At 65.9% G+C, this 12,281-nt stretch carries 18 protein-coding genes; 10 read left to right on the top strand and 8 right to left on the bottom strand.

Translation table 11 applies throughout. From position 1 onward, the window contains the following. Positions 1-66 precede the first annotated feature (66 nt). Complete coding sequence (locus ACWEVR_RS09865; RefSeq protein WP_452466581.1) at positions 67-510, top strand: hypothetical protein; 444 nt, start codon at positions 67-69, stop codon at positions 508-510. 147 nt (positions 511-657) lie between these two features. Here ACWEVR_RS09865 and ACWEVR_RS09860 read toward each other — a convergent pair whose 3' ends face one another. Next, positions 658-1,137, bottom strand: coding sequence for a hypothetical protein (locus ACWEVR_RS09860; protein WP_452466580.1), 480 nt, complete (start codon positions 1,135-1,137; stop codon positions 658-660). A gap of 332 nt (positions 1,138-1,469) precedes the next feature. Here ACWEVR_RS09860 and ACWEVR_RS09855 point away from each other — a divergent pair, with 332 nt between their 5' ends. After that, on the top strand, positions 1,470-2,687 hold the full coding sequence (locus ACWEVR_RS09855) for a hypothetical protein (RefSeq protein ID WP_452466579.1): 1,218 nt from the start codon (positions 1,470-1,472) through the stop codon (positions 2,685-2,687). Positions 2,688-2,792: 105 nt separating this feature from the next. Here ACWEVR_RS09855 and ACWEVR_RS09850 read toward each other — a convergent pair whose 3' ends face one another. Then, entirely contained in the window at positions 2,793-2,984 is a 192-nt protein-coding gene (locus tag ACWEVR_RS09850; RefSeq protein WP_452466578.1) for a YegP family protein, read from the bottom strand. A 229-nt stretch (positions 2,985-3,213) separates the two neighbouring features. Here ACWEVR_RS09850 and ACWEVR_RS09845 point away from each other — a divergent pair, with 229 nt between their 5' ends. From ACWEVR_RS09845 to ACWEVR_RS09830, 4 genes are all read left to right on the top strand, one after another. Continuing rightward, complete coding sequence (locus ACWEVR_RS09845; RefSeq protein ID WP_452466577.1) at positions 3,214-3,357, top strand: hypothetical protein; 144 nt, start codon at positions 3,214-3,216, stop codon at positions 3,355-3,357. A 42-nt stretch (positions 3,358-3,399) separates the two neighbouring features. Continuing rightward, positions 3,400-3,639 (top strand): DUF6374 family protein, encoded by a 240-nt coding sequence (locus ACWEVR_RS09840; RefSeq protein ID WP_452466576.1) that lies wholly within the window; start codon positions 3,400-3,402, stop codon positions 3,637-3,639. After that, complete coding sequence (locus ACWEVR_RS09835) at positions 3,636-3,977, top strand: hypothetical protein (RefSeq protein ID WP_452466575.1); 342 nt, start codon at positions 3,636-3,638, stop codon at positions 3,975-3,977. Before ACWEVR_RS09840 ends, ACWEVR_RS09835 begins: the two co-directional genes overlap by 4 nt. Before the next feature lie 131 nt (positions 3,978-4,108). Beyond that, positions 4,109-4,882 carry a DUF5984 family protein gene (locus tag ACWEVR_RS09830; RefSeq protein WP_452466574.1) on the top strand — a complete coding sequence of 258 codons (774 nt, stop codon included), beginning with the start codon at positions 4,109-4,111 and terminating at the stop codon, positions 4,880-4,882. Between the two features lie 86 nt (positions 4,883-4,968). Here the strand turns inward: ACWEVR_RS09830 and ACWEVR_RS09825 are convergent, their stop codons facing one another. The 4 genes from ACWEVR_RS09825 to ACWEVR_RS09810 form a co-directional block, all read right to left on the bottom strand. Continuing rightward, complete coding sequence (locus ACWEVR_RS09825; protein ID WP_452467017.1) at positions 4,969-5,325, bottom strand: VOC family protein; 357 nt, start codon at positions 5,323-5,325, stop codon at positions 4,969-4,971. A 51-nt stretch (positions 5,326-5,376) separates the two neighbouring features. Then, positions 5,377-5,625 (bottom strand): hypothetical protein, encoded by a 249-nt coding sequence (locus ACWEVR_RS09820; protein WP_452466573.1) that lies wholly within the window; start codon positions 5,623-5,625, stop codon positions 5,377-5,379. A gap of 171 nt (positions 5,626-5,796) precedes the next feature. Then, positions 5,797-6,696 carry an SDR family oxidoreductase gene (locus ACWEVR_RS09815; RefSeq protein WP_452466572.1) on the bottom strand — a complete coding sequence of 300 codons (900 nt, stop codon included), beginning with the start codon at positions 6,694-6,696 and terminating at the stop codon, positions 5,797-5,799. Between the two features lie 228 nt (positions 6,697-6,924). Beyond that, positions 6,925-7,176: a hypothetical protein gene (locus ACWEVR_RS09810; RefSeq protein ID WP_452466571.1), complete on the bottom strand. Its 252-nt coding sequence runs from the start codon at positions 7,174-7,176 to the stop codon at positions 6,925-6,927. A 108-nt stretch (positions 7,177-7,284) separates the two neighbouring features. Here ACWEVR_RS09810 and ACWEVR_RS09805 point away from each other — a divergent pair, with 108 nt between their 5' ends. After that, positions 7,285-7,680 (top strand): VOC family protein, encoded by a 396-nt coding sequence (locus ACWEVR_RS09805; protein ID WP_452466570.1) that lies wholly within the window; start codon positions 7,285-7,287, stop codon positions 7,678-7,680. Between the two features lie 683 nt (positions 7,681-8,363). On the opposite strand, the gene ACWEVR_RS09800 is transcribed toward ACWEVR_RS09805, so the two are convergent. Continuing rightward, a complete protein-coding gene (locus ACWEVR_RS09800; RefSeq protein WP_452466569.1) occupies positions 8,364-9,122 on the bottom strand; it encodes an SDR family NAD(P)-dependent oxidoreductase in 759 nt (252 codons plus the stop codon). Between the two features lie 148 nt (positions 9,123-9,270). Between ACWEVR_RS09800 and ACWEVR_RS09795 the strand changes: the two genes are divergently transcribed. Further along, positions 9,271-9,906, top strand: coding sequence for a TetR/AcrR family transcriptional regulator (locus ACWEVR_RS09795; protein WP_452466568.1), 636 nt, complete (start codon positions 9,271-9,273; stop codon positions 9,904-9,906). Between the two features lie 44 nt (positions 9,907-9,950). Here the strand turns inward: ACWEVR_RS09795 and ACWEVR_RS09790 are convergent, their stop codons facing one another. Further along, positions 9,951-10,550, bottom strand: coding sequence for a TetR/AcrR family transcriptional regulator (locus ACWEVR_RS09790; protein ID WP_452466567.1), 600 nt, complete (start codon positions 10,548-10,550; stop codon positions 9,951-9,953). Between the two features lie 65 nt (positions 10,551-10,615). On the opposite strand from ACWEVR_RS09790, the gene ACWEVR_RS09785 reads away from it, so the two are divergent. Then, complete coding sequence (locus tag ACWEVR_RS09785) at positions 10,616-11,680, top strand: zinc-binding dehydrogenase (RefSeq protein ID WP_452466566.1); 1,065 nt, start codon at positions 10,616-10,618, stop codon at positions 11,678-11,680. Beyond that, positions 11,677-12,279: an NADPH-dependent F420 reductase gene (locus tag ACWEVR_RS09780; protein ID WP_452466565.1), complete on the top strand. Its 603-nt coding sequence runs from the start codon at positions 11,677-11,679 to the stop codon at positions 12,277-12,279. Before ACWEVR_RS09785 ends, ACWEVR_RS09780 begins: the two co-directional genes overlap by 4 nt. Positions 12,280-12,281: the final 2 nt, after the last annotated feature.

Here is a 12,281-nt window from a genome sequence, read left to right as displayed (position 1 = left end):
GGTCTGCGGCGAATCCCTCGATGCGAGCCTGGTGTTGATGATCCCCCCGCCGACTACCTGCGCGGCGTGGCCGTCGAGCCCGGACTGCACCCCGAATGCAGCTGGTACAGCCGACAAGCCTGCGTCATGCTCGCCGGCACCATGCAACGCTACAACCCCACCGGCAACAACCCACTCACCCGCTGCGGTGACCCGTTGTGCCGGTGCCGATACTGGGCGCCCTCCGAGGACCCGGCTCCGGGCCGGGAGGGCAAACCTGCCGAAGCCTGGTACGAAGCATGGACCCGGTCCAAGGACTACCGCATCATCACCGTCCCAGCAGATGAATCCGGGCCCGAAGCCACCGGCATCGCGCTGCGCGGAGTACCGATCCGGCGCCTACGCAAAGTCCGCGACCCTGCCCCCGGTTCCGACGACACGCAACCGATGGACCTGCTCGCCGCGAGCATCGCCGCCCGAACGCTGTGGCAGGCAACGGTTCTCGGCGAACGTAACGGTACGAACACATAAGCCGTCAACTGGGCGGAGTCGCGCTGAATGCCACATTCGACGCAACTCCGAACTGGCGTAACAGCCAGTTCGTGGACGCCTTCCGAGGATCCCCCTCATTCATCATTTCCCGCGCCGTGCCAATCCAGCTGTTGGCGCCGTTGGTCGTCAGGAACTCGGCTCTGACCACAGGTGAAGCAGGAGGTGCTCGTTGACCGGAACCATCTGTGACTCATATCCCGGTGCGCTCGCGTGGTACGGCTTGTGTGGACCTGGGATTTGGTAGAGCCGCACGTGTATCCGAGCGGGGCCCGCAGGGGTGAGCGTGCCGCTGAGTTCGCCGCGGCACTCTGCGAAATAGCAGTCGCCGATACGCTCGCCGCCGAGCTCGGTGAGGTAGCTGGTCTCTTCAACGAACTCGGCATCCGTCGGCTCGGACGGGAATTGCCCATCGCCCACTTCGACGGTGACTCGCGCAAGGTTCCCTCGGCTGCGGTCCTGGATTGTCTTGATCGCTAGTGCACCGATGCCGGGACGAAGTCGACCGTCCGCGATCGCGGGGATCGTGTCGGTCTGGTCGCTCAATTGATCGTCGAGCAGGTAGAAGGCGCCACCGTCGTAATCGATGATGTCAGTCGACCTCGTCACAGCTACTTCCTCCGTTCACATGCGGGACCGGCCCTGACGTAGAACTCCTCCCCGTCTCGGAGGCGATACTGCCCAGTTCGAATAACTGCGGTCCGCCGGTCTTCTCGGCGGCCCACGGCACCCCGGACGGCGGTCCGTTCGCGCAGCGACCAACGCGGGCAGCACCGACCACCTTTCCACATGTTGTGGATAGGCCTGTGGATACCCACAACACCTTCCACTTCGGCCCCGACTCGAGGGGCCGTCCTCACCACCTGCTTCCTCACCGGCACCGAGCCCGCACCCACCACGGGTGCGGGCTCGGTGCCGTTTCCACGGAAGGAAACACCCCCATGCCCACCCTGGTTCTCGCCGAAACCGTCTGCGACCAGTGCCGTGCACCGACACTGCACGCCGACCGCATCAACAGCGCCGAGGGCGACCGCTGGTGTTCTTCCTGCGGTGCCGAGCTGTCGGCATGCGACGAATGCGGCTCCCCGAGCAGCGACCTCATCAGCACCGAGGACGGGGATCAACTCTGTGCCGACTGCAGGGCCGGGTGGTCTCGTTGCCCGGACTGCCACGGTTTGTTCCGCGACCTCGACCAGATCGCCGGCGGTCACGACGTCTGCGCGAGCTGTGCCCAGGACTACCTGCGATGCGGTGATTGCCTCGAGCGCGCCGCGCACTCCTACACCGTCGACGGCGGCGCCGAAGTCTGCGAGCGATGCGAAAACGACTACCGCGAATGCGACGACTGCGTCACCCTCGTCCCCATCGGCAACGATCGGTGCTCGGAATGCCGAACAGAACACCCCGCGATCCACGACTACTTCTACAAACCCACCCCCGTCTTCCACGGCGACGGACCCCTCTACCTGGGTCTGGAACTCGAAATCAGGGCCACCTCAGACGGTTTCACCGATGCCGTCGACACCGCCGTCACCGCGATCGGCGATCTGGCCTACTTGAAACAGGACGGGTCGATCACATGCGGGTTCGAACTGGTCACCCACCCCATGACCTACCACTACGCGATCACCGAGTTCCCCTGGTCGATGCTGCCCCGGTTACGGCTGCTCGGATGCCACACCGACGACGAGGTCGGCATCCACATCCACCTATCCCGCGACGGGTTCGACTCCCCCGCCCACATCTACCGGTGGATGAAATTCATCCACCGCAACCAACCCGAGGTCATCGCCCTGGCCCGCCGAAACTCCACCTGGGCGCAGTTCACTCCCGCCGCCCGCCGACGATGCCGAGAATTCGCCCACGGCAGTCACCACGGGTTCGGCCGACAGCAAGCGATCAACGTCTTCCCCGAAGACACCTTCGAACTGCGGGTCTTCGCCAGTTCTCTGAAACCACAACAGGTCCAAGCGGCCCTCGGCTTCGCCCATGCCTCGGTCGAATACACCCGCACCCTCCGATCCCGCGACATCGCCCGCTACCGCGGCTGGGAATGGCCGACCTTCACCACCTGGCTCGTCGCCCGCCCCGACTACGCCCCGCTCGTCGCCGAACTCGCCCGGCTCGGCATCGACGGACACCTCGCCCGCGCGTCCTGACGGCACCACGGCCGCTTCCCAACCCAGCCGCCGAACCACCTCGCCTATCCCCGGAAACGACTGAGCCCTGACCGACATCCGGTCAGGGCTCAGTCCTTGCGCAGACTACGTCGCGGCCTCGGTGAGGTCGACGATCGTGGCCCCGGCCGCGTTGCTCTGCACCGAGGCGACCCCCTTCTTCGCCGCGTCTTTGCTCGCATAGCCCTGACTTTGGGCGATCACTTCGCCGTTGCCTGCCTTGAGCCTCCACCGGACTTTGCCCGCAGCGTCGGTGAACAGTTCGAACTTGCCTGCCATGACTACCTCGTTCCACACCTCGAGAACGTGCCTGACAACTCCCGAGCGTAAACGCCTACCTGCGCCTGACCTGCACGGACACGCACCCCAACCGCACCCGAACCCCGCCGAGGGCGAACGTGGTCCGCAAACTCCGATACGCGCCGCGCAGGCAGACACCGACCGGACACCAGCGGACACCTCCGTCACCGGTGGAACCACACACCGGCCTGGTGCGTCGATGCTGAGTATGGGAAGAGACTCGATCGATCGACAGGCCTTGCTCGACGCCGAGCTCGATCCCGACGATCCAGCCGTGTGGGAAACCCAGTACCGCATCAGCGACCTGCTGGTTTGCCTCGGCATCGCCCGCCGCACCGTCACACCCGAATAACGGGAGTCGAATATATGTTCGAATAGCTGTAGGGTGCCTGACATGGCACAGACGTCGCGACTGGACCGGACCGCGGCCGCGTTGGCCGCGCTCCGCCGACAAGTGCTCGACGCGACCGCGTTCGGTGTGGTGGTGCATCCCGCCCAGGTCGAGGCCATCACCGCGCGCCTGGATGCCCAACTGCGGGCCCGATTGCGCCACGAGGTTGTGTCCGGTTGCTCTCGCCGGTTGCATCCTCGGTCGCCGATGGGTTGCCAGAACTACCGACCGGAGCAGCGATGACGTCGTCGGTGTTCGATTCCTGGCCCGAGCAGTTCACCCCACCGATGCGGATGGTGGTGGATCCACCGCAACCGGTCACCGTGGACCTCGCCGCGGCCATCACCACCCGACCGACCCATTTCCGGGTCGACGCGGTACCCCTTCGGGTGCGCCAGGGCGGTCTGCGCTTGACCGACACCACCGCAGGGCTCCTGCACGCGTGGGCGCGGGTTTCGGACGGGACATGGCTCGCGCTGGTGACTTTCACGCTCCGCACCGGCAACGGGCAGGGACTGCTCCACCTCGAGCAATGGTGTCCACAGCATGCGGTCACCCACCAACACCGCCCACACCGATGACAACGCGTGGTGTTCGATCCCCACGCAGCGCAAGTGGTCAGTAAACATCCAGTACGCCGTGCGGGGCGATCGACCCGCCCACCCAACGAATATGTGTCGACAGCGCGCGGGGTGGCCAGTTGAATCGGGGCATGATGTGTGTCCGGTTCGAGTTGGCGCCCCTCGAGGAGGTTGTTCCGTGGGGAGAGCATCGCCGCCTGCATTGGTTCGGGCTCACCCAGGGGAGGTACTGCCTCGAGGTTGATGGTGTCGAGCTGCTGAGATATGCAGAGCCGACCACGGACTCGATCGGCGATGGTCGCGCTGCCGTCACGTCGTGGGTGGACTATTACCTGGTGCGGCTGTGGGAGGACCTGCTCGCCGTTCTGCCCTCGGCCCTCGAGCCGGTGCCCGATGATTTGGCGAGGTTCTTCGCCGCTGGCGCCGAGGAATGGGTTCACACCGGCGATCCAGATCTCCTCGAAGATCCAGCGATCGAAGCCGCCTCCGAGGCGTACAGCCTGCGCTGGATCGACACCTCGTACCTGCGATTCGGGCCCGCCTTTCGGTGGTGGCGCACTCTGCGCCCCGAAGACACGGTCACCGTGGCGTGGCAGTTCACACCCGACCCCGACGGTGAGATCACCTTCTCCGCACCGCTATCGGGCGTGAGGACCATCAGCACAAAGGAATTCCTCGCCGCTGTCACCGATTTCGACCACCGACTGCTGCAAGCCATGCAGGAGCGTGTGGACCACCTGGCCCTCGCCGCCCCCGTCCCGGGGATAGAGCTCGATATCTCTGCGCTGATTCGGGAACAGGCTCAGCGCCGGGCGTGGTTGCCGCGGGCATTGGCCCGACAAGGCGACACCGACTGGGCCGCTGTACGTGCAGGCGCGGCAATCCTGACTCCGCATCTGGCGTAAACGCACGGAAATGCCGCCTATCGCGCGGTCACAAACGCGCGCTGCTGTCGATGAGCAGGGCGATAGGGCAGGGGCCGTGCGAGACCTCAGTCGAGAGTCAGGCAGAACGGGTGCCCACTAGGGTCGATAACCACACGAGCCCTTGCGCCCGCTGGCTGGTATTCCGGCACAGTTGCTCCCAGCGCCTGCAGATGGGACGCCGCGCGGTCGAGATCGTCGACTTTGAAGTCCAGGTGGAGCTGCTGAGGCACACTCTGTGCAGGCCACTGTGGTGCCCGGTAATCGTCGACTCGTTGAAAGCCTAGGAACAGCCCGTCAGCACGAGTGAGGCCGGCGAAGTCACTACCGGATTCGGGGTGCAGTTCGAAACCGGTAGCAAGGCGATAGAATTCGGCCAGTGCCAGCGGTTCGGCGCAGTCCAACGTGATCGCTACGAGCTCCATGTTCACTGATCGTCCCCTCCGTCATCACGGCTCGGCCAGCGCGAGCCTGTCTCACCATAAGAGCCGTCTGCCTGCGGCGCCCAACATCCGCACAGGGGTGTTGAGATCGATGGCGATAGCGTTCGTAGCGGTGAGAAGACGCCGCGCCAGATGCGCCGATTCCCGTAGCACCTGTTCACGCTCGGCCGACCGCCACGGCAGCGGGACTGCCGCCGGGTCTTCAGCTGCCTTGGTGATGGTCAGTTCGGTGAGGAACGCGAGGATCTGGGTTGTGCCGAATGGTCCAACCAGATTGTTCATAGCCGGATCACCCCGACCCGCCTGGCTCACAGCACAGTTCGACGACGGCGCATTCCAACCGAGGCAGCTCCAGGCGGTGCGAGCGACCGCGACTGCATCACAAACCGCCGTTTACGGCAGTACCTGTCCCTGACTTCACCGGGAAAGCCGCCATGACCCGGGCCGATAACGTCAGTGGGCGGCGGCTACCGTCGCAGCTACCCACTCCGCGAAGGACGGACCGGCCAGTGTCGCGTGCGGGGACGGCAACAGCGTGCCGTTTTCGAATTGCTCGCGGTCGGGGTTGGCATCATCGGAGGTCTCGATGATCTGCAGGGCCTCGCCACGAGCAGCTACCAACGCCGCAGCGGCAGAAGCCATCGTTTCCGGCTGCGGACCCGCGATCTCGGGGAACGGAATATCCTCGGCGGCAATCGGATTCGTGGCCAAGTCGACCAACGCTTCGGCAACAGTCCGCGCGGCAACCAACTGGGTGCGCATGCCCTGGACGTAAGCAACATCGCCCTGGGTGCCCCACCCGACCATCACCTCGACGAGTTCATGGAACTGCGCCGCACGCAGAGTCCGCACCGGCAGCGCTCCTTTGAGCAATTCCTGCTCGTGCGCGAGCTTGGCGGCGTTGTACCCGGCGAGCGAACCGTCGATCCCGATGATGGACACCACGACCAGCCGCTCGACCCCGGCACGTTCTCCCGCCGCGTGCAGGTTCCGCGCGGAAGCGGTGAAGAACTCCGTAGCCACCCGTTGATCGGCCGAAGGGGTACTCGACGCGTCGATAACGATGTCGACCCCGGACAAACCCTCATCGAGGCCAGCACCACTCTCGATGTCGACACCGTTGGCCCGGGAGAACGCGACAACCTCATGCCCACGCTCGACCAGCACATCCACCACGTGCCGCCCCAGCCGACCGGTCGCCCCCGCAACCGCAACCTTCTTTCGCTCCACCATGATCCACTCCTTCATCGCGATCTCGGCGTTCACAGAGGCGACGGAGCAGCCAACCGAAGTGTGACATCGCCTGGCCAGGAGGTTGCCAGACTCCCTCCGGTCTATCTCTTGACACGCCAATCCTGCCCGGCTGCTCGCACACGCTCTGCCTCGGCGAACTGCGATCGGCATCGTTCCGATGGGCCGATGACAGTGCCTCGGTTCCCGGGGGGGCCAACCCCCGCAATGCCGTCCTTCGCATCGAAGGTGCGTTCGGGGTCGCCAAGGCAGGTCGGCCATGCACCGAACGTCCGCCCATCTCGATGAGCGTGCCTGATCGAGGCGAGCGTTCGACGGCGTCGCAGACAACTAGAAGAGAAAAATCAAGAACCCGAACCAGGCCACTCCTACACACAGGAGGACCAGCAACAAAGCAGCGATGAACAGCGAGGAGCAGACGAGCACCCGGACAAGCCGAGACTTGGGATGCGCTGCTGGTCGAACCCCATTCCCTTGGCCGGGGGGAACCTCTGTTCCGACGGCATCCACCGTGCTGATCGCAATCCTCTCGAGGATCGCATCGGTTCCCCCACCATGCCCGACCTGTTCACGCTCGCCCACGCCACCAGAGTGCCACAGAGCAAAGATCCTGGCGCCTGACGTAGAGGTGGGCTATTGCCACGCCACCACTGGATCAGCATGCTGATGGGTCGGGCTTCCTATGCCCAGATGGTGCATCTGGAGCTGGTAGCGATCGTGGTCGAGGAGTATGACCCGGCGATCGAGTTCTTCGTCTCGGTGTTGGGGTTCGAACTGATCGAGGACGTGCCGTCGCTGACCGACGACGGCAGACCCAAACGGTGGGTGGTGGTTCGCCCGCCGGGTGCGCAAACCGGGATTCTGCTGGCGCGGGCGGATGGTGAACGGCAGGCAGCTGTAATCGGTAGCCAGGTTGCCGGTCGCGTGGGATTCTTCCTGCGGGTCGATGACTTTCAGTCAGAATATGCCCGGTTGGTCGCAGCGGGCGTCGAATTCATGACGCAACCGCGGTCCGAGCCGTATGGCTGTGTCGCGGTCTTTTTGGACATTGCCGGCAACCGGTGGGATCTACTGGGTCCTGCCTAGCGAGGCGTATGCGTGACGAGCACATCAAGGTTGCGGTAGCGCAGCCGCGAAATCAGCATACGGTGATCGCTTGCGAGGTCGCGGCGCGATCCCGCGATACAGGGCCCGCAAATCTCAGTTTTCACCAGATACGACTTGCCCGCACCGGAGCACCAGAACGACGCGGTTGTGGTCGTGGGCCTCAGAACCAAGCCGGTCCACGAACACAACCCGGAGGCGGCGTCGCGGCCGTACAGGCGCCCTGGGGCCGGTTGGCCTGGGCGGGATCGGCGGCAGGGAGCTGCGGTGGGTCGAAAGGGAATGCCGTGGCGAGGGCAGTGGTGTCGAAGGTCCGCTGCACCCGGGCCAAGTCCAACCCGAGCGGCAGAGTCGTCACCCATGCCTGGGCCGCGCGATGGGACAGGGTGCAGGTGTCCACGAGCAGACTCGCCGCCAGCGCGACAGCGACGTCATCCTGCGGGGCGGCGTTCGCGGAGTACGGCCGGATCGCGAAGACCGAGCACCTGCTGCGAGTCGTCGACCCGGTGGACCGTCGGCAGATGAACCGGCAGCTCACTGTAGAGGAGTCCCGCCACAAGCCGGCGCCCGGCGCCCACTGCGCGACCCGGGTGCCCCAGAGCTGGACAAGGACGAGACCGGGCGGAATGAATCCGGCGCGACCCGGGACAGGCTCGCCGGGTCGATCAGAGGAGGGCGCCGCCGGAGACCTCGATGCGCTGGGCGGTCATCCAGCGCAGGCCCTCCGACGCCAACGTGGCGATGGCGTCGCCGATCTCCTCGGGTTCGCCGACGCGGCCGAGGGCGGTCTGCCCGGCGAGACCCTGGCGCATCTGGGCGTCATCACGCATGGCACCGCCGTTGAAGTCGGTGGCGGTCGGCCCCGGGGCAATGGAGTTGACTCGGATGCCGCGGGGGCCGAGTTCTGCGGCCAGAGTGCGGCTCAGGGCCTCAACGGCGGCCTTCGAGGCGGAGTAGACCGAGGTCGCGGGACTGGTGTGGCGAGTCAACGACGACGAGACGTTGATGACGCGGGCACCCTGCGCTAGCAACGGCACAAGCGACTGAATGAGGAAGAACGTGCCCCGCACGTTCGTGCCGAACACCGTGTCGAAGTCGTCGGCCGTGACCGCTTCCAGCGGGCCGAAGACACCCACCCCCGCGTTGTTGACCACGATATCGAGCCGCGAAACCCCCCACCGCTCGAGCAGTCCGCTCAACTCGGAAGTGAAGGCCCCGAAAGAGGAGACGTCGCTGATGTCGAGACGCATGACAGCGGCAGTCCCGCCCGCAGCGTGCACTTGCTGCGTCGTCTCCTCGGCCCCGGCCGCATCACCGCGATGGGTGACCACGACCCGCACTCCGCGAGCCGCCAGGGCAAGAGCCGTACTCCGACCCAGGCCACGATTCGCACCGGTCACCAAAGCGATCCTGTCGACTGTCATCAGCTGCTGCTCCCTCATTGCACGGCACCCGAGAGACGCGGGCGCCACAATCAGATGCGAGTCGAGTGACTCGTCTTTCATCGCACTGTAGGCAGACCAAAGGAGGCGAGTCAAGTGACTCGCCTCGGGGTTAGGGCATACTGCACGCATGGCAGCAGAGCTCTCCACACATCACCGCCGCCTCGCCCAGCAAAAGCGTGAGGCGATCATCTCCGCAGCCACGGACCTTTTCCTCAACCGCGGTTACGACGGCACTTCCCTCGCCCGCATTGCCGAAGGGGCGGCAGTCTCGAAGTCCACCCTGTTCAAGCAGTTCCCCACCAAGGCAGCCCTTTTCGAGGCCATCGTCACCGAGTCCTGGCAGCGCGACGCCGGAGGCGCCGTCGCACCGCCTCGGGCCGGAGACCTGCGTTCCGGCCTGACCTCCATCGGCCATCGCTACGCCGACCTGATCGGCCGGCCCGGCATGACAGCCCTGTTCCGCATCGTCATCGCCGAGCTGCCCCGCTTCCCCGAACTGGGGCGGATGCAGTTCCAGCTCGGCAAGCTGCCCTACTTCACCTCGGTCCAGCACTACCTCGAGTCGGAGCACGAGGCCGGTAACGCCGACGTCCCGGACGCCGAGAGCGCCGCCAACCAGTTCCTCGGGATGATCGCCAACTACGTCCTGTGGCCCCGCATGCTGCTGACCGACTGGGACCCCTCAGCCTCTGACATCCGCTACGCCGTCGAGCAGGCGGTTGAGACCGCGCTCGCCCGGTACGCCTCCGATCAACCAGGCTGACCCAAAGCTGGAATTCGTACGCAGGGCTGGACGACGCGAAGCCGTCAGTCGAGAGCGTGGGCGCGACAGGTCCGCAGAATCTCGTCGGACAGTTCGGGCTGGACGTGGCTCACTGCGCGGGCGAGAGCCATCGCCCCTACGAGTCGGCTGAGCAGCAGCACCGCGCGCTCCCGCGCCTCCTGTGAGGTGATCTCCCCTTCGTGCTCGCGGGCGAACTCCTCGGCGAAGCCGGTGAGATACCCCTCCACGCCGGCTGCGTAGGCGCCCTGAACCGTGTCGCTGTGCCGTCCAGCGTCGGCGACCAGGGACGCGGAGGGACAGCCGCCGTCCAGGGCGTCGCGGTGGGCAGCCGAAAGATAGCTGTCCACCACTCGCTTCAGCGGTGGGCCGGTGAGATCGGTGCCTTCCCCGAGGATGTGGTCCAGGGAGCCCAAAGAGGCCTGGAACGAGGCACTGCATGCCTCGGCGGCCAGATCACCTTTGGACGCGAAATGGTTGTAGAAGCCGCCGTGGGTCAGGCCCGCTTCCTTCATCAGTTCAGCGATCCCTACGGCATCGACACCCTGCGAGCGGAACATGCGCCCGGCCGCCTCGACGATGTTCTGCCGGTTCCTGGCCTTGTCTTCCCTGGTGATCCGCGGCATGGCCGCCCTCCTGTGTCGGCAGTGTTTGACGTTTTCAAGGTTACCCCTCATCATTATTTTTAATGATGACCATCATCAAAGAAGAGATGGAGGCACCTATGCGCACCGTGGAGCACACGCGGCAAGGGGACGCCGCACAGGTACTGACGCTGAGGGAGGAACGCCACCGGCCGAGTCCCGGCGTCGGAGAGGTTCTGGTCCGCATGCTGGTCCGGCCCATCCATCCAGGGGACCTGATCGACGTGGAGGGTCTACCGGGGCAGCCGGAACAGCAGTGGGGGGCTCGGACTCCCGGAGTGGAGGGGATGGGCGTCGTCAAGAGCGTCGGAGCAAACGTCCGCGCACCGCTCCTGGGGCAGCGGGTGGCGGTTTTCCCGGCGCCGGGAACGTGGAGCGACTTCGTCGTGGTCCCAGCCGATCTGGCGGTGCCGGTGCCGGACGGAGTCAGCGACGAGACCGCAGCCCTGATGCTGGTCAACCCGCTGACGGTTCGCATGCTGTACCGCGCGGTGGAGAAGGCCCTGCGCGGGCAGACGGGTCCGGTCCTTCAGACTGCCGCCGGTTCGTCGATCGGCAGGTTGGTCAGCGCGGCCGCGGCCAGGCACGACCTGCGGTTGATCAACCTCGTGCGCAGCACCTCCGGTGCCGAGAAGGTGGGAACCTCATACCCCTCCCAGCCCGTGATCGCGACATGCGATGACGACTGGCAGCAACAAGTCCGCCGCCATGCCGGCGAGCGGGGCGTCGATGTGGTCCTCGACTGTGTCGGCGGTGCCATGACACAGCACCTCGCCGAACTACTCGCCGACGGTGGCACTCTGATCTCCTACGGACATCTGAGTTCCGGCACGACACCGCTCGAGGCGCTGCCTCTCATCGCGCGGGAGCTGACGGTGCGGGGAGTGTCGATACTGCACTGGATGAGCCGCACCCCCAGGGAGCGGGCTGAGGATGTCGCCTTCGCCCAAGATCTGGCGCAGCGCAGGCCGGACCTGCTCGAAGTCGCGGCCAGCTACGATCTCGCCGACTTCAACGCGGCCGTCGAGCACGCCCGTCGCCCCGCCAAGAGCGGGACCGTCCTGCTCACCACACTGCGGGCGGCCGGCTCCGCACAGGGGGCGGGGCGATGAAGATCGGAATGCTCGGAGCTGGAGAAGTCGCGCAGGCCATCGCCCGGCATGCGATCCGTCACGGCCACGAGGTCGTGCTCAGCAACAGCCGAGGACCTGTCTCCCTGGCCCCGCTGGTCAAGGACCTCGGCGCGCTCGCGACGGCCGCAACCCCTGCGGAGGCCGCCGTCGCGGACCTCGTCGTGCTCGCGGTTCCCTGGCCGCAGATCCCTGGCGCCGTCGCCGGGCTCCCCCGCCTGGACAAGACCGTCGTCATCGACACCACCAACCAGTTCGCCTCCCTGTACCCGACCCCGGAGATCGCCGATCTGGGCGACCTCACCGGGAGCGAATACGTAACCTCCCTGCTTCCCGGCGCACGCGTGGTCAAGGCGTTCAACGCCCTCTACGCGCAGTTCATCGCACCCGATCCCCGCCACGAGGCAGGGCGGCAAGTGCTGTTCCTCGCCGGCGACGACGCCGATGCCAAGAACACCGTGACAAACCTGACCTCCGAGTTCGGCTTCGCCCCCGTCGACCTCGGAACGCTGCGCGAGGGAGGACGCCTAATCCAGCTCGGCGGCCCCCTGTCCGCCCTCCACGCCCTCAAGCAGGACTGATC

This window comes from Nocardia sp. NPDC003979, from assembly GCF_053605015.1.
Note: the sequence above shows the minus strand (reverse complement) of the source record. Positions and strands in the feature narration are given on the sequence as shown.

Excerpts from the sequence above, each read along its gene's own strand:
- ACWEVR_RS09855 (WP_452466579.1), top strand. The coding sequence starts at position 1,470 with ATGCCCACCCTGGTTCTCGCCGAAACCGTCTGCGACCAGTGCCGTGCA.
- ACWEVR_RS09850 (WP_452466578.1), bottom strand. The coding sequence starts at position 2,984 with ATGGCAGGCAAGTTCGAACTGTTCACCGACGCTGCGGGCAAAGTCCGG.
- ACWEVR_RS09845 (WP_452466577.1), top strand. The coding sequence starts at position 3,214 with ATGGGAAGAGACTCGATCGATCGACAGGCCTTGCTCGACGCCGAGCTC.
- ACWEVR_RS09840 (WP_452466576.1), top strand. The coding sequence starts at position 3,400 with ATGGCACAGACGTCGCGACTGGACCGGACCGCGGCCGCGTTGGCCGCG.
- ACWEVR_RS09835 (WP_452466575.1), top strand. The coding sequence starts at position 3,636 with ATGACGTCGTCGGTGTTCGATTCCTGGCCCGAGCAGTTCACCCCACCG.
- ACWEVR_RS09830 (WP_452466574.1), top strand. The coding sequence starts at position 4,109 with ATGATGTGTGTCCGGTTCGAGTTGGCGCCCCTCGAGGAGGTTGTTCCG.
- ACWEVR_RS09825 (WP_452467017.1), bottom strand. The coding sequence starts at position 5,325 with ATGGAGCTCGTAGCGATCACGTTGGACTGCGCCGAACCGCTGGCACTG.
- ACWEVR_RS09820 (WP_452466573.1), bottom strand. The coding sequence starts at position 5,625 with ATGAACAATCTGGTTGGACCATTCGGCACAACCCAGATCCTCGCGTTC.
- ACWEVR_RS09805 (WP_452466570.1), top strand. The coding sequence starts at position 7,285 with ATGGTGCATCTGGAGCTGGTAGCGATCGTGGTCGAGGAGTATGACCCG.
- ACWEVR_RS09800 (WP_452466569.1), bottom strand. The coding sequence starts at position 9,122 with ATGACAGTCGACAGGATCGCTTTGGTGACCGGTGCGAATCGTGGCCTG.
- ACWEVR_RS09795 (WP_452466568.1), top strand. The coding sequence starts at position 9,271 with ATGGCAGCAGAGCTCTCCACACATCACCGCCGCCTCGCCCAGCAAAAG.
- ACWEVR_RS09790 (WP_452466567.1), bottom strand. The coding sequence starts at position 10,550 with ATGCCGCGGATCACCAGGGAAGACAAGGCCAGGAACCGGCAGAACATC.
- ACWEVR_RS09785 (WP_452466566.1), top strand. The coding sequence starts at position 10,616 with ATGACCATCATCAAAGAAGAGATGGAGGCACCTATGCGCACCGTGGAG.
- ACWEVR_RS09780 (WP_452466565.1), top strand. The coding sequence starts at position 11,677 with ATGAAGATCGGAATGCTCGGAGCTGGAGAAGTCGCGCAGGCCATCGCC.